This is a genomic window from Pseudoalteromonas sp. NEC-BIFX-2020_015 (assembly GCF_012952265.1).
Taxonomy (GTDB): Bacteria; Pseudomonadota; Gammaproteobacteria; order Enterobacterales; family Alteromonadaceae; genus Pseudoalteromonas; species Pseudoalteromonas neustonica.
The window spans coordinates 28061-49808 of sequence record NZ_JABCJL010000007.1; the positions used below are offsets into that span (position 1 = coordinate 28061).

At 38.5% G+C, this 21748-nt stretch carries 14 protein-coding genes; 9 read left to right on the forward strand and 5 right to left on the reverse strand.

Annotated features, from left to right (window positions below; translation table 11 throughout):
* The first annotated feature begins 558 nt into the window (after nucleotides 1–558).
* The 4 genes from HH219_RS06875 (at nucleotide 559) to HH219_RS06890 (ending at nucleotide 6992) form a co-directional block, all read left to right on the forward strand.
* On the forward strand, nucleotides 559–3114 hold the full coding sequence (locus HH219_RS06875; protein WP_169327002.1) for a TonB-dependent receptor: 2556 nt from the start codon (nucleotides 559–561) through the stop codon (nucleotides 3112–3114).
* A 292-nt stretch (nucleotides 3115–3406) separates the two neighbouring features.
* Nucleotides 3407–4969: a tryptophan halogenase family protein gene (locus HH219_RS06880; RefSeq protein WP_169327003.1), complete on the forward strand. Its 1563-nt coding sequence runs from the start codon at nucleotides 3407–3409 to the stop codon at nucleotides 4967–4969.
* A gap of 147 nt (nucleotides 4970–5116) precedes the next feature.
* The gene (locus HH219_RS06885; protein WP_169327004.1) at nucleotides 5117–5821 is read left to right on the forward strand and encodes a SapC family protein; all 705 of its coding nucleotides are present in this window, start codon (nucleotides 5117–5119) and stop codon (nucleotides 5819–5821) included.
* Between the two features lie 124 nt (nucleotides 5822–5945).
* Nucleotides 5946–6992 carry an isoaspartyl peptidase/L-asparaginase gene (locus tag HH219_RS06890; RefSeq protein ID WP_169327005.1) on the forward strand — a complete coding sequence of 349 codons (1047 nt, stop codon included), beginning with the start codon at nucleotides 5946–5948 and terminating at the stop codon, nucleotides 6990–6992.
* 33 nt (nucleotides 6993–7025) lie between these two features.
* Here the strand turns inward: HH219_RS06890 and HH219_RS06895 are convergent, their stop codons facing one another.
* From HH219_RS06895 to dinG, 5 genes are all read right to left on the reverse strand, one after another.
* Nucleotides 7026–7175: a DUF2496 domain-containing protein gene (locus HH219_RS06895; RefSeq protein WP_082379041.1), complete on the reverse strand. Its 150-nt coding sequence runs from the start codon at nucleotides 7173–7175 to the stop codon at nucleotides 7026–7028.
* Nucleotides 7168–7440: a late competence development ComFB family protein gene (locus HH219_RS06900; protein WP_169327006.1), complete on the reverse strand. Its 273-nt coding sequence runs from the start codon at nucleotides 7438–7440 to the stop codon at nucleotides 7168–7170. Before HH219_RS06900 ends, HH219_RS06895 begins: the two co-directional genes overlap by 8 nt.
* 236 nt (nucleotides 7441–7676) lie before the next feature.
* On the reverse strand, nucleotides 7677–8297 hold the full coding sequence (locus tag HH219_RS06905) for a primosomal replication protein (protein WP_054205462.1): 621 nt from the start codon (nucleotides 8295–8297) through the stop codon (nucleotides 7677–7679).
* Nucleotides 8298–9074, reverse strand: a complete 777-nt coding sequence (locus HH219_RS06910) for a TSUP family transporter (protein WP_054454191.1) — start codon at nucleotides 9072–9074, stop codon at nucleotides 8298–8300.
* On the reverse strand, nucleotides 9074–11149 hold the full coding sequence (gene dinG, locus HH219_RS06915; RefSeq protein WP_169327007.1) for an ATP-dependent DNA helicase DinG: 2076 nt from the start codon (nucleotides 11147–11149) through the stop codon (nucleotides 9074–9076). The genes HH219_RS06910 and dinG overlap by 1 nt, the downstream gene beginning before the upstream one ends.
* A 60-nt stretch (nucleotides 11150–11209) precedes the next feature.
* Between dinG and HH219_RS06920 the strand changes: the two genes are divergently transcribed.
* From HH219_RS06920 to HH219_RS06945, 5 genes are all read left to right on the forward strand, one after another.
* Nucleotides 11210–13585, forward strand: a complete 2376-nt coding sequence (locus HH219_RS06920) for a DNA polymerase II (RefSeq protein WP_169327083.1) — start codon at nucleotides 11210–11212, stop codon at nucleotides 13583–13585.
* 274 nt (nucleotides 13586–13859) lie between these two features.
* Entirely contained in the window at nucleotides 13860–16457 is a 2598-nt protein-coding gene (locus HH219_RS06925) for a TonB-dependent receptor (RefSeq protein ID WP_169327008.1), read from the forward strand.
* A 29-nt stretch (nucleotides 16458–16486) separates the two neighbouring features.
* A complete protein-coding gene (locus HH219_RS06930; protein ID WP_169327009.1) occupies nucleotides 16487–17437 on the forward strand; it encodes a class I SAM-dependent methyltransferase in 951 nt (316 codons plus the stop codon).
* Nucleotides 17438–17867: 430 nt separating this feature from the next.
* Nucleotides 17868–18116, forward strand: a complete 249-nt coding sequence (locus HH219_RS06940; protein WP_169327011.1) for a hypothetical protein — start codon at nucleotides 17868–17870, stop codon at nucleotides 18114–18116.
* Between the two features lie 688 nt (nucleotides 18117–18804).
* The gene (locus HH219_RS06945) at nucleotides 18805–21747 is read left to right on the forward strand and encodes a TonB-dependent receptor (protein WP_169327012.1); all 2943 of its coding nucleotides are present in this window, start codon (nucleotides 18805–18807) and stop codon (nucleotides 21745–21747) included.
* The last annotated feature ends 1 nt before the right edge of the window (nucleotide 21748 follow it).

Consider the following 21748-nt stretch of genomic DNA (forward strand, 5'->3'; position numbering starts at 1 on the left):
ATGGTTGTATTTTTTGTGGAAATAAAGGTAGACATAAGTCGAATAGGAACCTATAATTTAAAAATGACAACGCTGTCATTGGTAATGATAATTATTTGCGCCCCTTGAGTTATTTTATTTGCCCTAATCTAACTATTTATCATATAACCATGAAGCAGTGGACTTTTTGAATGAAAGACACAGTTACACCCTTCCAACTAGTTAGTTGATGTTTCATTTTGTGTGTGAAAGCACATCAAAATGGAACGTTTTTTTTACACTTTAGTCAGTTTTTCCTTGTTTATTACCTTAAATCACTCCATATATTTTCTCTTTTTGAACTTAATCATGGTATATTTGTCACGTTAAAATGTAACAAATCATAAATACTCTATTTTAAATTTATTTATTTTCAATTGGTTATGTTTTTTAGGTTGCTTTTTTTTCAAAAACTCACCAAAAAGATGTAGCACAATTGTAATTTAGAGTGTATGGTTTGTTACTAGATGACAACGCTGTCATCATCACTGGGCAGAAGTGATAAATAAAAAACCAACAAAATGATTCAAGGGGAATCCTGTGTTAGCTAAAAATTTAAAAAGAAGCTTATTAGCAGTAAATATCGGCCTTATTATGAGTGCCGGATTCACTGGTGCTGCATTCGCAGCTGAAGAAACTAAAGTTCAAGAAGATTTAGAAGTAATTGAAGTACGTGGTATTCGCCGCTCATTAGAAGCAGCAGTTAATACTAAACGTTTCGCAAATGCAGTAGTAGATTCAATCTCAGCTGAAGACATTGGTAAATTCCCTGATAAGAACATCGCCGAATCACTACAACGTGTAGCTGGTGTTTCAATCAATCGTGGTTTTGCTGGTGAAGGTGCTGAAGTGTCTATCCGTGGTGTTGATCCAACACTTACACAAGTTCAGTTAAATGGTCAATTCGTAGCTTCTACATCCTGGTTTTCTCAAGGTTCAAATAAACGTAGTTTTAATATGGATCTTTTGCCATCTGAAATGATTGCAGGCCTAGAAGTTTATAAATCACCAGTGGCCTCTCTTGATGAAGGTGGTGTAGGTGGTACAGTAGTAATGCGTACACGCAAACCTCTTGAACTTGATGCATTAACTATTTACGCATCTGTTGAAGCTAACACTAACTCTTTAAGTGATGACAATGGTTTTGGTGCTACTGTTTTAGGTAGCTGGAAAAACGATGACGAAACATTTGGTATTATGGCAATGGGCTCTATGTTAGAGCAAATCGGCCGTGGTCGTAAATCAGAAAATTACTGGGAAGAGTCATGGTCAGCATCGGGCATTGCTGGTTTTGATCAAGACCGTGAAAGAACAGCACTTGATTTAACACTACAATACGCTCCAACAGATGCTTTAGATTTTACTCTGCATTACTTACGTACAGAGTTAGATGCATTTAATACAAACCAAAATTTCCTAACTATCGGTGCTAATGGCGAAACAATGACCAATACTAGCGGTCGTGCTGCACTAAATGGTTTACCTTTAGTTGGTACGGTTAATGATGCAAGTTGGTTAGCACAAGATACTAATACTCGTAATGCTGTAATGACAAGTAATGTTATTGATTTGCAGGGTTCTTACCAAGGTGATACATATAAAATATCAGGTGCTTTAGGTAAAACTTGGGCAGATGGCGGTAATGGTGGTAATGCAAATGGTTTATGGGGTCAGCCTGTAAGTGCTGCGACAGGCATCACTGTTGACGTAAACATGGACTTAAATGACAGCATGATTATGGTTCCTAATGGTGTTGATCTACGAGATGCATCTTGGCAAGCATTGCAAGGTCATTCTCTTGCACGAACAGAGCTAGAAGATGAAGAAGTTTATGCACAACTAGATTTAGATTTGTATGTTGATTGGGGTGCAATTACTGAGTTTGAAGCCGGTATTAAAATTCGCTCACATGAATTTTCAAATTCAGCTTATGGTGCAACAGTTGATGCTACTAAGTTAAACGTTACCAATATTGGTGATTTTTCTGATGGCTATTTAACAGATTTTGGTAATGTTGTAACAGGTGGAACACCGACATCTTATGTGAAAATAGATGGCCAAGCTTATTGGAATGCATTGAACAATGCTACTACAGCATGGGACTTCCAAGAAGGTAACTGGGGTAGTGTTAAAGAGGACGTTCTTGCGTTATACGCACAAGGTAACTTCAGTGGTGATAACTACCGTGGTAACTTTGGTGTACGTTATGTACAAACAGATACTGAAGGTTTAGCATATAACGGAAACCTTACAGGCAAAGATACATTTAAAGGTGATTACAGCGATTGGTTACCAAGCTTTAATGCCGCACTTGATTTAAGTGAAGACGTAATATTACGTATGTCTGCGGCTAAAGTAATGACACGTGCAGGTTATAGCCAATTAACTCCAGGTTATAAAGGCTTACCGCAAACAGTTCCAGAAAGTGGTCGTCTACAAGCTACACGTGGTAATCCTGCGATTGAACCATTCCGTGCAACTCAGATGGATATTGGTCTAGAGTGGTATTATAATGAATCTTCACTTGTATCATTTGCACTTTTCAATAAAGACATTGCTTCATTTATTTCAACTAAGACAATTAGCGAGAATCTAACGAACGTACCAGTTCCTGGTCAATACGAAGTTAGTGTTCCTGACCAAGGTCGTGGTGGTCAAATTGAAGGTGCAGAGTTCCAGTATCAAACTAACTTTGATAATGGCTTTGGTATGTTGTTTAACTACACTTATGTAGATGCAACAGGTGAGACTAATAGTGGCGATACAATTCGTTTACCAGGTTCTTCACGTAACGCATATAACCTAACCGGCTATTATGAGAATGAAATGTTTACAGCTCGTGCTGCGTATACATCTCGTGATGAGTTTTTTGCCGAAGGTACTGCTTTAGGTAATGGTAATGATTCATTCTCTGACCAACAATTTTTAGATGCGTCAGTGACTTGGCATGCAACTGCTCACCTAGATGTATCGCTAGAAGGTGTTAACTTAACAAATGAAATCACTAACCAATACTATGGTGGTGGATTGAATACACTTCGAGTTGTAACTGATAACGGTTCACGCTATGCGGTTAAAGTAGCGTACCGCTTCTAGTAATCTGATTGTGTTATTTAAAAAGGGAAGGCATTGTCTTCCCTTTTTTAATGTTAATCATTAATCTAGAATTTTTAGGGGAAAGTATAATGGCTTTAAAAGCAGGCTTAGAAACAATCATTCTGGGTGATAGAGTAAAGTAACTGGCCTTGGTCAAGGCCTTTAAATCTTTATGTTGTGATCAAATAACACAATTTAAAGATTTAGCGACGCATAGAGAGTTACTAAATAAAATATATCAGCATAGTTTAAGTTAGATTTATACGGTATCAAGTGCCAAAGTGGGGCTGAAATGAAAAAGTTAGTAAATGAAATAGTTATAGTCGGTGGTGGTACTGCGGGTTGGTTATCTGCGGCTTTATTAGCTAAGAAATTAAATATCCTTGCACCTGATTCAGTAAATATTACTTTAATTGAGTCACCGGACATACCAATTATGGGAGTTGGCGAGGGAACATGGCCAACAATTCGAACTACCTTGCAAGAAATTGGTATTGATGAAGTTGAGTTTATCACTTATTGTGAGGCTAGCTTTAAACAAGGTGCAGAGTTTGTGAATTGGGCGAACCCCCCTGTAGATGGTAAATCAAGCAGTTACTTCCATCCACTTAATGCTGTTTTTCATGCTTCTTATGATTTTAACATGGCGCCTTATTGGCTTAATGGTGACTTAGGCGAAATGCCTTATGATTTACTTGCTGCTTCTCAAAGTCGTATTTCGCAATTGGGGTTTGCCCCAAAATTAGTTACTACACCACAATATCAAGCTATTCAAAATTACTCATATCATCTCAATGCTAATAAATTTGCAGAGTTATTAACAAAACATTGTGTTGAGAAACTTGGTGTAAAGCACGTAAGTGCTAATGTTATCGATGTAAGTTTTCAGGCTGATAATGGCAACATAGCGTCAGTATTAACAGATAACGCAAGTGAAGTGAATGGTGATTTATTTATTGATTGTTCAGGTTCTAAAGCAATCCTTCTTGGTGAAGCATTAGGAGTCAAGTGGAATAGTATTAGTGATGTTATTTTTAATGATACTGCTTTAGCACTTCAAGTTCCTTATGAATCAGATGATGCACCTATCGCGTCTAACACCATTGCAACAGCGCAAGATGCAGGATGGATCTGGGATATAGGATTGCAATCACGTAGAGGTATTGGCTATGTTTATAGTAGCAGACATACAACTGAACAAGCTGCTGAAAAAGCGTTGCGCAAGTATGCAGGTAAAATGGCTGAAGGATTAGCGGTTAGAAAAATTAATCTTAACTTAGGTTACAGAGAAAAGTTTTGGCATAAAAACTGTGTTGCAATCGGTATGTCAGCAGCATTTATTGAGCCATTGGAGGCATCTGCAATTTTCTTAATCGAGGCTGGCGTTAATATGATTGCGGATCAATTTCCAAGAGAACTATCTGCAATGCCTTACGTTGAAAGTAAGTTTAACAACACATTTTCAATGCGTTGGCAAAAAAGTGTCGATTTTATTAAGTTACATTATTGTATTTCGCAAAGACGAGACTCCCAATATTGGATTGATAATTGCGATCCAAAATCAATTCCAGACTCACTCCAAGAGAAATTGGCACACTGGCAGTATCATCCTCCAAGTAAACATGATTTTGGAAATGCGTTTGAACCGTTTGTATTAGATAGTTATTTATTTGTTTTATATGGAATGGGTTATAAAACTGACCTAACTTATAATCGATCGGCTTATCCATTTACAGAACAAGCAAAAATTAAGCTGGGACAGATTGATAAGTTAACTGATAGCTTGAAGAGTCAACTTCCGAAAAATAGAGAGCTCCTTAACAAAATTAAACAGTATGGGATGACAAAAATTTGATTAGGCTATTCAAGCGATTGTAATATGGTGTTATCGGAGAAAATTTTATGGAAATGCGTTATTTTCTTCCTTCCAATTTAGGCTCAAAACGCGTAGCCTTAGGTACTAACAGCAAAAAAATTAATTTATATATAACGGAGCAGTAACATGGCGGAGCAACAAGTACAGCCTTTACACAATGAAAAACATGCCAACACTAAAATTCAAAACGGCATTAACGTAGAATTTTTAAAAACTCAACACTTAGTGCCTGTAGTTGCACATGAGTTTGCACGAGTTGCGAATGAATTCCCAATGTCTTTCGTTAAAAATAACGAGACAGGTCAATTTCAGGCCGTAGCTATGTTTGGTTTAGAGCCAGGCGAAAATCTTTTTGTGCAAGATGGTAAGTGGACTGCATCGTTTGCACCTATGGCAACAACACGCTACCCACTGGGTCTAGTGAAACACCCTGAAGAAGATCAATACGGTATCGTTATTGATGAAGCTAGTCCTTTAGTGGGTGATGCTGAAGGTAATGCATTATTTGAAAACGGCGAAGAAACTGATTACTTAAAACGTCGTAAAGAAGCGCTAGTATCATTTATTGAATTTTCTCACGTAACTGAAGCATTCACTAAATACCTTGCGGATAAAGAGCTTTTAGTAGCACAAACACTAACAGTTGATATTAAAGGCGAGAAAAAAGACATCAACGGTATTTACCTGATTGATGAGAAAAAACTGAATGAGTTAAGTGATGAAGCTTTCTTAGAGCTTCGTAAACGTGGTTATTTAGCACCAATTTACTCATTTTTAACGTCTACTCACCAAGTAGCACGTTTAGCTCGTTTGAAAGCGCAACAAGCGTAATTTCACCGAAACTGAGAAAAAGCGCCTTTAGGCGCTTTTTTTGTGGCTTTTATCTAGTTAGGGTTGTAATTCATCGCCAATTTATTCACATTATAATTACTTATTTTAAATGTTACTGGCCAGTATGAAACTACCTCTCTTAAATGCTTTTATTAGTGTGGCAGCCATTGCTTTAAGCACTCACTCCGTTAGTACAATTGCGAACACATCAACTCCATTTGCTATCGCTATTCATGGCGGCGCAGGCACAATTGAAAAAAGTCGTTTTACCCCAGAGCAAGAAAAGGCCTATCGAGCCAAACTACAAGAAGCGGTAGAAACAGGCTATAAGGTTCTTGAGCAGGGCGGTGAAAGCCTAGATGCGGTGACGGCAGCAATTAATGTGTTAGAAAACTCACCTTACTTTAATGCTGGGCGCGGTGCTGTTTATACATATGACGGCAGCCATGAACTTGATGCTTCTATTATGGATGGGCGGGGCCGTCAAGCGGGCGCTGTTGCGGGTGTAAAGCACATTGAAAACCCAATAAACCTAGCGCGTTTGGTGATGGAAAAGTCAGTTCATGTAATGCTTAGTGGTCAAGGTGCTGAAGAATTCGCGAAAGAACACGGTATTCCGTTGGTAGAGAATAACTTATTTGATACAGAGAACCGTTATAAGGCATTGCTAAAAGCAAAAGAAAAGTTAGATAAAGCCAAAGTAACGAGTAAAAATTATCAAGCCGCACATCATGCGTTACCTGTGAACTATAAAATGGGCACTGTTGGTGCAGTCGCACTTGATAAAAAGGGTAATTTAGCTGCAGGTACATCAACAGGCGGTATGACTGCTAAGCGTTTTGGTCGTATAGGGGATTCGCCAGTGATTGGTGCTGGTACTTTCGCTGAAAATGAGTCGTGTGCAGTATCTGCAACTGGGCATGGAGAGTATTTTATTCGCTACAATGTAGCTGCTGATATTTGTGCTCGGGTTAAATATCAAAATAAAACGATTGATCAAGCGGGTGATGAAGTAATTAATGATGTGTTAAAACCAATAGGTGGCACGGGGGGAGTGATCATCGTTGATACTAAAGGTAATATTAGTTTACCTTTTAATACAAGTGGTATGTACCGCGCTAGTAAATCAAACACCCAACCTACGTATGTTGCTATATTTAAAGGGGAGTAGGGCTAAGGGGGGGTTAGCCAGCTTAATGCTGGCTTATTGAATTAGTTTTTTTTCGTAGTCGTTTTTTATGATCTCAAGGGCTTTTAGTACATCTTCAGTTGCTACATTGTGCTCTTCTAGTAGCATGATTAAGTCGACTGCTAATTTTACATGTACAGGTGCTTGGGTTAACTCTTTACTCATGCAGACTCTTTTTTTTTGCTATTTGTTCAATGGCAACGTTAATTGCAATGGCTACGCGTTCTTCCATTTGTATACGTTCGGCTTGCGGTAGATAAAACGCCATATCTACATCATAACGAATATATCGAGGTGGAAGCTGGTTTAGTACAGTGCAGCAAAAGTCGGCCATAACATCTTCGTTATACTGCTTATCGAGCTCGCGTTTGATTATTTCCTCTATAACTACCTTTTCATAAAAGTTATGAATATCGTCATGTAATCGCACTAGTGTTGCTCCAGATTTATATTTCAGCTACTTCAGTTTATACCACGCGACAGGATAAATCGACAAACGCTTTAAACGCTATATTATTAAGAGGGCTAAGGAACGGGTGCTAGGTCATGTTGACCTTTCCTGATTGATTTTGCAGCAGTCTATTTGGTATGTAGGCAAGGCTGCGCCTATGGTGTGTGTTGCTTCTCCTAGATTGAATAAATTTCAATCCACAAAGGCAACACGCTCTAGCGTAGTTGCTGTTTCTCTACGATTTGAATTTTTTCTTCGGTGGCTGATATGGCTTTGCGACAACGACCAAGGCGCGCGTGCAGAGCCAGTATCTCCAAGTTTATGGCTTTGGCTTTTACAGGGCCCACATTTTGCATTCGCAGCTTACACTCTTCGACCATTAGTACTAAGCGGCGCTCGAATTCGTGATTTTGTTTAAGCTCGTCGTATAACTCATGGGCAGGCTGCATAATTTGCTTTACAGCTTGCTGATAAGGTAGCGATTTACTCACAGGCTTATTGCGGGGCTTATACGTGCTTTTGTTTTCTTTTTCCCAAATAGGCGTAGATTTAATGACATTAAATACCGCTTGTACCTGATTGCCAATACGCTCTAATGCATAATTGTGAGCATGGCGACGTTCTAATGGCGGAAGGCTATTTACTTCATCTTCAATTTCCAGCACGTAATCAACTAATTTCATGCTTTTTGTAGTGAAAACACCCCGATCAAATAGGCTTGGTTGTGCCTGCATATACCTATTTTTAGCGAATAACTTAGCTTTATCAAATTGTTCAGCATGTTGCTTTAATGTTGTTACTTGCTGGCAAAGTTTATCAAAAGAGTCTGCACGCATTTATAAATACGCCTCATAAATTAGTTTTAGCGCTAGGATTATCACAACGGTATTAAATACCGGGCGAATAAATTTACTGCCAAAGCGTATGGCTGAATGAGCACCTATCCATGCACCTAACATTAAAAAGAAGCCCATGGTGATGCCCAATAAAAAGTTAACATGGCCAAGTGCTATAAAAGTAATGAGGGAGACAAAATTTGATACAAAATTCATTGAACGCGCTAAACCACAATTCAGCAGCAAGCTCATTTTATAGAGTAAGCTATTAGATGCTGTCCAAAAAGTCCCCGCTCCAGGACCGGCTAATCCATCAAAAAAACCTAAGCTTAGGCCTTGTAGCCATTGTTTGATTTTAGTCGCTCTATTTAGTGGCGGTAATTGGTTGTGTTCTACTGTGCTTAAACTACCAAATAGGCTGTAACAGGCCACCATAATGATCACAACAGGAAGTAACTTGTTTAAAAATTCAATACTGAGGTAATCAACAATCAGCGTACCAAGTAATGCACCGATTGCGGTTGCAACAATAGATGCGGCCCAAAATCGAGGGTTAAATAGTTGCTTCCGAAAATAAGTGACACTGGCGGTCAGTGAGCCAAAACTAGCAGCGAGTTTATTGGTGCCCAATGTTAAATGTGGAGGTAGGCCTGCGGTTAATAGTGCGGGTACTGTAAGCATACCGCCGCCGCCGGCAATTGCGTCTATAAAACCGGCGGCCAGAGCCACGGCGCAAAGGAGTGCCCAGGTTGTTGGGTCGAGTGCAAGTTCAAACATTAATAATCAATTTGTCTTTTAAAGGGTGGTAGTGTATCAAGCATGGCTTTACCGTAGCGCTTGGTCACTAAACGGCGATCGAGGATGGTGATCCGTCCCTGATCGTTCTCTTTACGCAGCAGTCTACCACAGCTTTGTACTAATTTCTTGGCTGCATCAGGCACGGTAATCGATAAAAATGGGTTCCCTCCTTTGCTTTGTACAAATTCAGCTTGTGCTTCTTCAATCGGGGAGGTGGGTACGGCGAATGGAATTTTAGTGATCACTAAATTCTCAAGGTATTTACCCGGCAAGTCGAGCCCTTCAGATAAGCTTTGCGTGCCAAACAAAATACTGCCTTTACCTGCGTCGATATTTTTAGTGTGTTGCTTTAATAGCGCTTCGCGCGACATTTCACCTTGGACTAAAATATCAAGATTTTTAGCGCGTAACTCTTTGACTACGTGATCCATTTGCCAATAAGACGCAAACAATACTAAGTTAGCTTGTTGTTTATTTAAATGATTGGGTAATACCTTAGCTAAATGATCACTAAACTCTTTATGAGTTGGCTCTATACTTGAGGTTGGAATATGTAACGTGGCTTGATTCGGGTAATCAAAAGGCGAAGGCACTTTTAAATATTTTACGCCTTCTTCTTTAGTTAATCCTGTTTCATAGGCAAAGTGATCAAATGATCCAAGTGCTGTCAGTGTCGCTGAGCATAAAACAGCGCCTGCACATTGTCGCCATAATTTATCTTTTAAATAGTAGCCAACTTCAATGGGGCAGTCGCTTAATAAATGATCGTGATGGTTTTTGTACTCTAAGCGCTTTATCCAACGGGCATGCGGCGTGCTTTCACCTTTAGTGGCGTAGCTGTACCATAGTTTATTGAGTTGCTCTAAGCGATTTATGTAATGGCCGCTTTCACCTAAAATAGGATCGGCAACATAGGGTTTGATATCGCCATCACTGACATCTTGCACCAGGGTGTCGTGCATTTTATTTAAACAACGAAGGGCATCTAAAGTGGCTTCGCTGATATCTTTTGCTTTAGTGTGTAATGACTCAGGAATTTCACCATGCTCAAAGCGGTATGTATCGTCTTTTGAATAGTTAAAATCGGCATTATCTAAAATATCACGCACCACTTTTAAGTCTTTATTGGCATCATTTATACTGTCGCACAGTTTAAAATTTTGCCCTATGGCTTTTTGGCCCACGAGCACTTTGGCCATTTTACCACTGAACTTGGTGAGTTTATCAAGCCAGTCAATGGTGCCTTTAATTGTTGCCGCGGCAGATGAAAAATCGCGAGTAATGTGTGCAAGATGATGCGCTTCATCTATTACATAAATCGAACTATCAGGCTCAGGTAAAATTTTACCGCCCCCTAAATCGAGATCAGCTAATAATAGTGAATGATTAATTACTAACACATCCATTTGCATTAAGCGCTGACGAGCAAGTTGAAATGGGCAGGTTTGGTGCGCCTTCATTTGCCTTTGGCATGCATGTTTATCACAGGCAATTAATCCCCACACGCGGTCGGGAATAGTATCAGCCCAGCTATCTCGATCGCCTTGCCATTTTTTCTTGGTGTAAGCATCGTATAATTGTTGCAAGCATCTAGTTTCCATTGCGCTCAGTGGCGAAGCAAGGGTTGGCATAAACTCCATTTGTGTTTGATTATCACCATTTATGGCGTTATGTAGTTTATGCGCACATATATAGCGCTGACGACCTTTCACTAAATCAAATTTAAAATCTAAGCCTGAATGCTTTTTAAAAAATGGCAGCTCTTTACTTATTAGCTGCTCTTGTAGTGCAACGGTGGCGGTAGAAATAATTAATTTCTTTTTTTGTGCAAGCGCCAGTGGTAATGCCCCTAAACAATACGCGAGGGATTTACCGGTACCCGTGCCGGCTTCAATAACACAAATGCGCTGCTTTTTGTGGTATTCACCCGCCAGTGTTTTGGCTATTTCGGCGACTAAATAATTTTGACTGCTTCGAGGGCGATAATCACTGAGGTTATCAGCCACATGCTTATGAATTTTTCTTATCGTCGTTTTTAATGCATCAGAAAGCATGGGGGAATAACCTAAAGTATGTATATAATTACAGTGCTGTATATTAATTGGGATCGAACATTGACACAAGCAATCTATCAAGGCTTTATACTTTCAAGGCAGCAATATGCTGCAGACAAGTATAGTCGCCATTGCGGGATCACACTGTGCTATTGGCTAAGCTCTGATCACGGACCGATAAAAGTGTTAGTACCAAATCAACACGCTGTATTTTTTATTCCTAGAAAGCAACACGCTTTAGCACAGCATTTACTATTAAAACAAAATATAAGCGCCGAGTTTAAAGATGTTTCCATCAAACATTTCAGTGGTGAAGAATGCATAGCCTGTTATTTTTCAAGCTCACACGCGCTATATGAAGCAAGACAGCTGTTTGAAAGCCACACTTTAGATGAACACATCACAGTATATGAAGGCGATGTGCGCCATAGCGATCGCTTTTTAATGGAACGTTTTATTCGTGGTGGAGTATGGGTTACCGGAGATGTGACTCAGCAAGCCGGTTTTATTCAAATTGATAACGCACAACTAAAAGCAGCTGATTCTTATACTCCACAATTTAAAACGCTGTCACTGGATATTGAATGCAGTGGTGAAGGTGTATTGTTTTCAGTTGGCTTAGTGGGTCAGGGCATTGATTGCGTGATTATGGTTGGTGAGCCACAACACAGTGAACAAACAGTTTGTTGGTGCCATGATGAAATCGATTTATTAAATCAGTTAAAAAGCCTGATACAGCAAGTTGACCCTGATATTATTATTGGCTGGAATGTCATTGAGTTTGATTTTAATGTACTCAATAGGCGCGCGGATGCTCTTGGTGTTAAATTGTTGTTTGGTCGAGGTAATGGACAACTACAGATCAGAAAAGGGCATTTTACCCGCTTAACCTTGCCCGGTCGCTGCGTTATAGATGGTATTGATACTTTAAAAAATGCCACCTACCATTTTGATAGTTTTTCGTTAGCAAATGTAAGCCACAAAATACTGGGCGAAAAAAAATTAATTCAAAGCGATAACCGCCTGAGTGAAATTATTCGTCAATACAATGAAGATAAACTCTCACTCGCAGCCTATAACCGACAAGACTGCGTGCTCGTTAATCGTATCTTTGAAAAGTTAAAGCTTATTGAATTTGCTATTGTACGTACGCAACTAACAGGGCTTGAATTGGAGCGAATGGGCGGCTCTGTAGCTGCGTTTACTAATTTATATTTACCTTTATTACATCGCAGTGGGTACGTTGCACCGAACTTAGGTGATCATGGCTTATCGTTTGAAAGCCCCGGCGGGTTTGTAATGGAATCAATCCCTGGGCTTTATAAAAATGTGATTGTGCTGGACTTTAAAAGTCTGTATCCATCTATTATGCAAACCTTTTGTATTGACCCTCTGGGGTTAATTCGTGGTTTAGATGATCCTGATAACGCAATCGTGGGGTTTGAGGAGGCGTTATTTTCCCGCACAGAACACCATTTGCCAAACCTAATTAAAAAGTTAGCATCCTCAAGGCAACACGCGAAAAACACCGATCAACCCATGCTGTCACAAGCGATTAAAATTATCATGAACAGTTTATACGGTGTGCTAGGCTCCAAAGGTTGCCGGTTTTATGATCCACGCTTATCCAGCTCTATTACTTTGCGCGGTCATGAAATTATGCAAACTACCAGGCAATGGATTGAAGAGCTTGGTTACACGGTTATTTATGGTGATACGGATTCAACGTTTGTGAGTTTACCCGATGAACTTGATCCACAGGGTTGTAAAGCAATCGGCAAGCAACTCGCTATAACAATTAATGAAAAGTGGCAACATACTATAAAACAACGCTTTGCAACGCAAAGTTATTTGGAAATAGAGTTTGAAACACTTTATAGCCCATTTTTTATGCCAACCATACGTGGTAAAACCACCGGTTCAAAAAAACGCTATGTTGGTCAAGTACAAACAGGCGACGAAAAAAAACTGGTGTTTAAAGGTATGGAAACCGTGCGCAGTGATTGGACACAATTAGCACATGAGTTCCAAACTGAGCTTTTTGAAACGTTATTCAGCGACGCTTTTAACGTTGCAATGTTACACCCTATTATTGAAAGCTACATTAGCCGGTTATATGCCGGAGAATTTGACGATAAACTCGTATACAGGAAAAAACTCGGTCAGCATTTGGCTGATTACCAAAAAAACATCCCCCCCCAAGTACAAGCCGTTAAAAAGCACCAAGCAACTCACCCCGAGTTTGAGATAAGTAAAGGTCAAATAGTTGAATATGTATATACAACGTCAGGTGCTCAATTATATCTCGTTGACCATAAGTTTGATTATGCAATCTACGTAGAAAAACAGATCAAACCAATTGCTCAAATGATATTAACTCCCCTTAATCAAGACTTCATTAGTTTAAAAAAAGCGCAATTAAGCCTTGGCTTATAATTTCACATATAGGGATCATTTGTTTTTTACGGTAACAAAATAAGAACATTTAGTTTGAGTTGGCTTGTTTATAGTCCCTAAAATAACATCATTTGTCCCCTTTATGTGTATTATCAGCCTTTTTTTGATGTTTTAGTTTAAATAAAAGTAAACAGATGTTGGCAGTGTTCGTTTTTTTGTTTAGTATCTTTGTGTGTTCGAAACCTAAATGTTTCGATAGTTCACAAAAACGAAACAAAAATAACCACAAGATAGTGGTCCCAGGGAGAATCAAATGTTAAATAATAAAATTTCAAAAGCTGTTCGCTTAGCGATTGCTTTTGGTGCTGCATCAACAGCTGTGTTTTCTGCAAGCTCAATTGCTGCAGAAGAGGGTGCAGAAAAAGTTGAGCGTATTGAAGTAACAGGCTCACGTATAAAGCGTGTGGATATGGCTGGTGATTTACCTATCACTGTGATTGATCGAGCTGCGATTGAGCTAAGCGGTGAAACGTCTGTTGCTGATTTACTTCGTAATACAACTTTTAATAGCCTGGGTTCATTTCGTCCCCAGTCAGGTAGTTCATCGCAAGGTGCTACAACAGTAAGCTTGCGCGGCTTAGGTTCTGATCGTACATTAGTTTTAGTCGATGGTCGTCGCTTGCCTAAGTCGACATTGACAGGTTCTAGCCAAGATTTAAACTTTATTCCGATGGCTGCAGTTGAACGCGTTGAGATTTTAACTGACGGTGCTTCTGCATTGTATGGTTCAGATGCTATTGGTGGCGTAATCAATGTTATTTTACGTAAAGATTTTAATGGTGCAGAAATTACCTTGGGTTCAGGGCGAATTGAGCACGAAGGTGGTGACCGTGAGAATGGTTCAGTATTATTCGGATCTTCTTCAGATAAAGCATCTGTTTTAGCAGGCGCATCTTGGAGTGGTCGTGATATTGTTTATGCACGTGATTTCCCTTGGTATAGCCCTGGTGGCTCTGTTTATTCAAATAACTTCACAACGTTTTCAATTGATCCAGAAACAGGTGAGAGAGCTAGTAATTTTGACTTTTTCTCTCCAGAGGCTACGTGTGAAGGTGTTGGCAACGAGAACTTTTATAGAATAGGCGAGCGTTGTGGTTTCAATTTTGCCGCTGTCTCTGCCGATGAAGCATCAATTAAAAACCGTTCAGCTTTTATGAAAGCGACATATGAAATAAATGATGATTGGAGCATTTACTCAAACATTAATATCGCCCAGACTAAGTCATTTGGACGCTATGCACCTGGTCTAGATACAACTGCATATGATGCATCACCATCAACAGTATTTATTAGTGCGGATAGCCCAAATAACCCAACTAATCCAAATAGCCCTATATACGATGCTTCTCTAAATATGGAACAGCAGCCATTAGATTATTGGCATCGCTTTGCAGCATTAGGTAATAGAGATAATAGTCTCACGTCAGAATTAAAAGATCTTAGTTTCGGCACTACAGGTATGATCGGTAACGTTTCAGTTGAAGCGGGTGTTCGAAAAACTATTAACGAAAGTAACAATATAGGTAGTGGTTATATTCTTCGCAGTATTGCTCGTCAGTATATCAATGACGGTACGTACATGTTGAATGACCCATTTGGTGCGTCTAAGGACGTTAAATCTGCAATGACAGTTACCACGTCGCGTACTGGTAAATTTAATCAAGAAGAAGTTTACGCAAATGCGGCATTTGATGTAATGGAACTAGATTCAGGTGCAATTCAAGCATTTGTTGGTTTTGAATATCGCACAGAAGATTACGCTGATAAATATGATTCATTATCAGAAGCTGGTCAAGTAGGTGGTTCATCGGGTAGTTCCGCAGGTGGTTCTCGCTCAGTTCGAAGCCTATTTTTCGAAACATTAATACCAGCAACAGAAGAATTTGAACTAACTTTTGCTGGTCGTTACGATGATTATTCTGATTATGGTTCAGATTTTTCTCCTAAAGTCTCTGCCCGTTACGCGCCAATTGATGATTTAGTTCTTCGCGCTGCTTGGGGTAAAGGTTTCCGTGCTCCATCATTACCTGATTTAACTCAACAACCTTCTGAGTCCGCTGATTCTGTTTCAGATGAAGCTACATGTCTAGCGATTGGCGAAGAAAAAGATTGTTCATCGCAAATTAATGCGTTAGTTATTTCTAACCCAGATTTACAATCTGAGCAGTCGGATCAATATTCATTAGGTGTAGTATACCAAGTAACAGACGATATTTCTGTTGAACTAGATTACTATAACACTGAAATAACGAATCGGATTCGAGCATTCGGAGCTCAAGCTATTATTGATGCGCGTTTACGTGGCGATGCTATCCCAGATGCTTTCACTGTTAATCGTTCTCCAAATGGAGCAATCACACAAGTAGTACGTGGTTTTGGTAATGATGGTAGCCTCGAAACTTCTGGTATTGATTTTAAAGCTAACTCTAAGTTTGAGTTTGGCGACATGGGTGCACTAAGAACTAATTTTAGTATTTCTCATATCTTAGATTACAGCACAGATGGCGGCCGTAACTTTGTTGATGATCCTGGTGTTCCGCAAATGCGTCTGAATTTATCAAATGTTTATTCTTTCGCCGATTTTGATTTCACTTGGAATTTAAGTCTAATCGATGGTCAGTGCGAAGATATTACAGCTGATGGAGAATGTGAAGGTCATATTCCAACATGGGTGACGCATGACTTACAAGTAGCATATAGCACGCCTTGGAATAGTAAGATAAGTTTCGGCGCTCAAAACGCATTTGGCAAAGAGCCACCTCTTTTTGCTTCTGGTGGTCGTGACTATAACTTTGACTTGTATTCGGGTTTTGGTCGCACAATGTATTTTAACTTCACACAATCGTTCTAAAAATTTAATTTTTAACAAAAGAGTGGCTTATGAGCCACTCTTTTTTTTGGAGAAAATCAATGCATTGGGATCATTACTGGCACTTAACAGAGACTTTATCAAGTTTCGGTGATTCAAAAAGTACATTTGGATACCCTGAGGAGGTTCTAATATTTTGGGAGGATATAGTTTGTTCCAAAAAAAAGGAATGCGCGTATCTAGATTTAGCTACAGGAAAGGGGGTTTTAGCTATTTTGTTGCAGGCAACCATGACTCAGCATAACTTAATCGGTTCAGTGGCTGCTTGTGATTTAGCAAAGATAAAAAAAGATAAAATAAAGAGTGATATTACAGCGATCAGTAATGCAATTGAAAAAGTTGAGTTTAAATTTAATATAGCTCTTGAAATGCTTCCTTATAAAAACGATTCATTAGATGTTCTTGTTAGTCAATTCGGATTTGAATATTCGGATTGGAATAAATCATTACCTGAAGTCCTGAGAGTTTTAAAAACAGAGGGAGAAATAATTCTTATGATGCATCATCCTGATTCTGTTATTACAAGTGATTGTAAATTAGGCCTTAGTATTTTAAATACACTTTTGAATGAAAATTTATTCGAAGAACTATCTGAAATAATAAGAGTGAAATTTTCAGGTAAGGTTTTATTACATGAGAGAATGAATAAAGCATTACTTAATAAAATACAGAACATAGAAATAAAAACAGAAAATGAAGAATTTTGGTTCATGGATGTTATGTCAAATATATCAAAAATTATGATGAACTTAAATAATGAAAGTTTAGCTGAATTAATGAATTTAAAAAACAGTATTCATTACCAGATTGAGAGGTTGGAAGATCAATTGTCGGTTGCATTTTGTAAATTTGATGTAATAAAAAAATTAGATCTAGCAGGCATTGGAAGTCGAAACTTTAATATCAAAGAGTTTTATGTTAACGGGGAGTTGTTTTCTTGGGTTGTCAGGATATATAGGTAATAAGAGCTTATTTTTAGTAGAGTAAGACTTGTTGAAATAAAAGGAAGTAGGCCGTTAATTAAAGCAATATTGAGGAGGTATAAAGATAAACAATCTAGGATAAATATCCCTGAAATAATAATTGATAGCGGGCTAATGAATCAGGGTTTAGCATAAAAAGTCTGTAAATTCAATAGTTTTAAGGTAAAAAGTACTGCCAGAGCGCGAGCACACTTTGTTAATGATGTTAATGGAACAGCAATTCTTCTCAGTATTTCGATTGATTAATTGCTTTAATGTCTCTTTTTTACAATGTTGATCATCTAACGTAATGAGAGTGTCATTAATAAATAGGGCAAGTTCACTAACTTTACCTTGACGGGAAATGATTGAAAGGTTCATTTAATCAATGGATTAGGTTTTATTCGCTTTATATGACCAGTGGATTTACATGCGGAAATTGTGTTTTTTGGCACAATGCCTGTTGATAACAAGTTGCTTAGTAACGATTGATGCGACGGGGATCAAAAGTCAATCGCAAAAAATAGTTGGTAAAGAAGCCGCTTATCAAAAAAACAGAGAAGAATTTAGGTATTGTGCAGTTATCCATAACGTAAGTGATTTATCAGAAACGATACACTGGGAAAGCGCAAAAACAGTGGGAGTCATTATTTCTTACAGAAAAGAAAAAGGTAAATAAGCAATGAGTTATGTTATGTTATGGATACTATATCAGTTCAGCGCGTTTAACGGCGGAGGAACTAGCGAATTCAGCGCAGCAACATTGGCAAATAGAAAATGGATTGCATGGGCTGTTTAGATTTAGGATTTAAAGAGGATGAGCGCCGAATAAGATGTGAAGGCTCATCCCCTGTATTTGCAGGACTGAGGCACATTACATTTAATCAACTAAAAGTAAAAACAAGTTTTAATAAAGGTATGCACAGTAAATTTACTTTGAAAAGGTCTTGAATTCATAGCCTTTTTTCATATTTTTGCCCGAATAATAAGATTAAGCCTGTAATAATTATATGGGCTCCTTTTCATCATCTAGCGTCTTAAAGCACTTCGTCTGTAATTTTTTACTCTGAAATTGATTGATTTAACATGATTATTACTTAATCCATATGTTACCTGAAACGCAAAACGATTTTCAACAAGTGCAATGTAAACAGTAGGTTGCAATAGGTTTTTTTTTCATGCCTTTGTGTTTTTTATGTAAATAGATTGATTGCAAAGTTAAATAACAGTTGACCATACACTGTCCCTGATATTAGTATCTCTCTCGACAATCATGGTGCTTAGCTATTATCAATAGTGATAAGTACCTTTTTTGTTTGAATTTATACTAATAAAATCATATACAAAATATGACCAGGGAGAATCAAATGTTAAACAATAAAATTTCAAAAGCGGTTCGCTTAGCGATAGCTTTTGGTGCTGCTTCTACAGCTATTTTATCTAACAGCGTTATGGCTGCAGAAGAAGAAAAAGCTGAAAAAATTGAACGTGTTCAAGTTACAGGCTCGCGTATTCGTACCGATAGCTTTGGAAGTGAAGTTCCAGTTGATATAATTTCAATTGAAGATGCCACAAATGAAGGTATTAAAACACTTGGTGATTTACTAAGAACTAGCACTGCGGCGGCGGGCTCAAACCAAGTTACTTCAGCTTTAAGTGTTGGTTACGTTACAGCTGGTGGTAAAGGTAATGAGTCAGCTTCATTGCGAGGGCTGGGTGCTTCACGAACATTAGTTCTATTAAATGGTCGTCGTGCGGGTCCTGCAGGTACCCGAGGTCAAGTTCAAGCGTTTGATTTAAATACAATTCCTTTATCAACAATTGAGCGTGTTGAAATTTTGAAAGATGGTGCATCTTCATTATATGGCTCTGATGCTGTTGCTGGTGTAATTAATATCATTACAAAAAAAGGTGATGATAAATCTGTTACTGTAGATATTAGTCAACCATTCGAGTCAGGCGGTGAAGAGCGTCGTATTAACTTCTCATTTGGTGAAGAGTTTGATGAAGGCTCATTCCGTGTAACAGCTGATTATAAAAATACTCAAGAACTTAAAAGAGGTCAGCGTGACTTCTTAGAGTGTGGTGAGCGATTGGTTACATACCTTGATGGTACATCTGCTGACCCTATCAATCCACGAACCGGTAAAGCTCAATGCGCGGAATCTGGATATGGTCTTTGGGTATATGGCGGTGATGACGCAACAAATGTTACAGGTAGTGGTCCAAATTTAGCATATGATTATGATGGTTTCTTTGGGGCTAATGGTTATAAAAATTATAATTCAACAGCAACAGGTGCTGGCGATTTACGCACACCAAATGGCTGGTTTCCTGTTTCATATGACCGAGAAAGCGATGGCTGGTGGGATTTAGATCATCCATTTCGTGATGACCAAACAATGCGCCCTGAAAGTAATGTATGGTCTATCTATGCTCAAGGTGATTATAATTTAACGGATGATATTACTGTATACAGTGAATTTATTCATAGTTCTCGTACTACTACTACTGCCGATTATCGTCAATTCTGGATTGGGGATGTGGGAGCTCAAGCTGCAGATAAGTTTGAAGGTTTCAGTGGTGATGCAAAACTAATGCCAGTTGCTATATCAAACCATTATTCTTCAGAAACAAATATAGATTACACCCGTGCTGTGATCGGTATTGAGGGAAGTATCGGTTTTTGGAACTGGGATGTTTCTTATCAAAACAGCTATAATGATGGTGAATATAGAAATGATATCTTTTTAAGAGATTCACTTCTAATGTCACAAAATCATCTTAAAAACGGCACTAAATGTAATGGTGAAGTTACAGCTACATCTAAGAAAACATGTGTTGATTTACCATGGGCAGATCCAGCGTTCTTAGCTGGTAATCAATCTGCGGAAGTTAGTGATTTTATCAATGGTGTAGATTTTGGTCGCACTACGTATAAACAGCAAACTTTCGAAGCATTTATTTCTGGCGAGTTATTTGAATTGCCAGCCGGTGCAGTTGGATCTGCATTTGGTTTATCAATTCAAAAAGATGAAATTGATGATACTCCAGGTAGCAATACTGTTAATGGTAACTCTTGGGGCTTAAGTGGCGCAGGTCGCACTGCTGGTTCACAGATTTCTCGTTCAGTGTATGGTGAAGTTAAAGTTCCACTTATTTCAGATGTTTTTCTAGTTGAGTCTCTTGATTTAACAGGTTCAGCTCGCTGGACTGACGTATCTACTTATGGGAATGACTCGACATTTAAACTTGGTTTAAATTGGGTTATTGTTGATGGGTTAAGTCTTCGAGGAAGTCGCGGAACATCATTCCGTTCACCAGCTCTTTATGAACTTTATCTTGCTGACCAAAGTGGTTTTAATGGCCAAACTGCAATTGATCCTTGTTTAAATTGGGTTGATCAATTTGCTGCAGGTAAAATTACAGAGTTAACAGCCACTAACTGTAAAACAGCGGGTGTGCCAGAAGATTATACTGTTGGCGGAAGTTCTGCAACTATCTATACAAGTGGTGGTGCAGGTCGTTTAACAGCAGAAACAGCCGTTAATGAAACTGTTGGGTTAGTTTGGACAAGCCCAGAAAATACATTTGCAGCTTCAATCGACTATTTTAGTATTGTTATTTCAAACGAAGTAACTAGCTTGAGTGGTGGTCAAATTACCGGTAAATGTTATGAGTCTTTAGACTTTGCAAATGAACCTTTATGTGATTTGTTTACTCGTCGTACAGGCCAAGATGGTGATTATGGTATAGATGAAGTTAGAAGTGGTTATGTAAACGTTGCGACACAAAATGCACGAGGTGTTGACTATAAATTTACTTATAATGATGACTTTGACTTCGGTTCAATTCGTTTCCGCTTTGAACATACAATGCAAATCGAGCGTAAGTATAAACTTTTTGCTGATAGTATTGAGAATAATGAAGTAGGTGAGCTTGGTGAGCCTAAACATGTTGGTAATGTGTCTCTAACTTATAAGTGGGAAGACTATAGCTTAACATGGACTTCACGCTATGCAGACTCAACGAACAACTACGAATATTTGAACGATTCAAATGAAACTACTTACCGTGGTGAAAAAGTAACTGTTGTTCGTGAAACACCTTGGGTAACTTATCATTCACTTTCAGGTTCAGTGAAATTAGATAGTGGCTTAGACTTTACAGTTGGTGTTGCTAATTTGTTTGATAGAGAACCACCAATCGTTTCTAGTGCGGGTACGTTGAATGTTGGTAATGCAGCTCTTTACTCTCAATATGATCGTCTTGGTCGTAGAGCATTTGCAAATATTACTTATAAATTTTAAG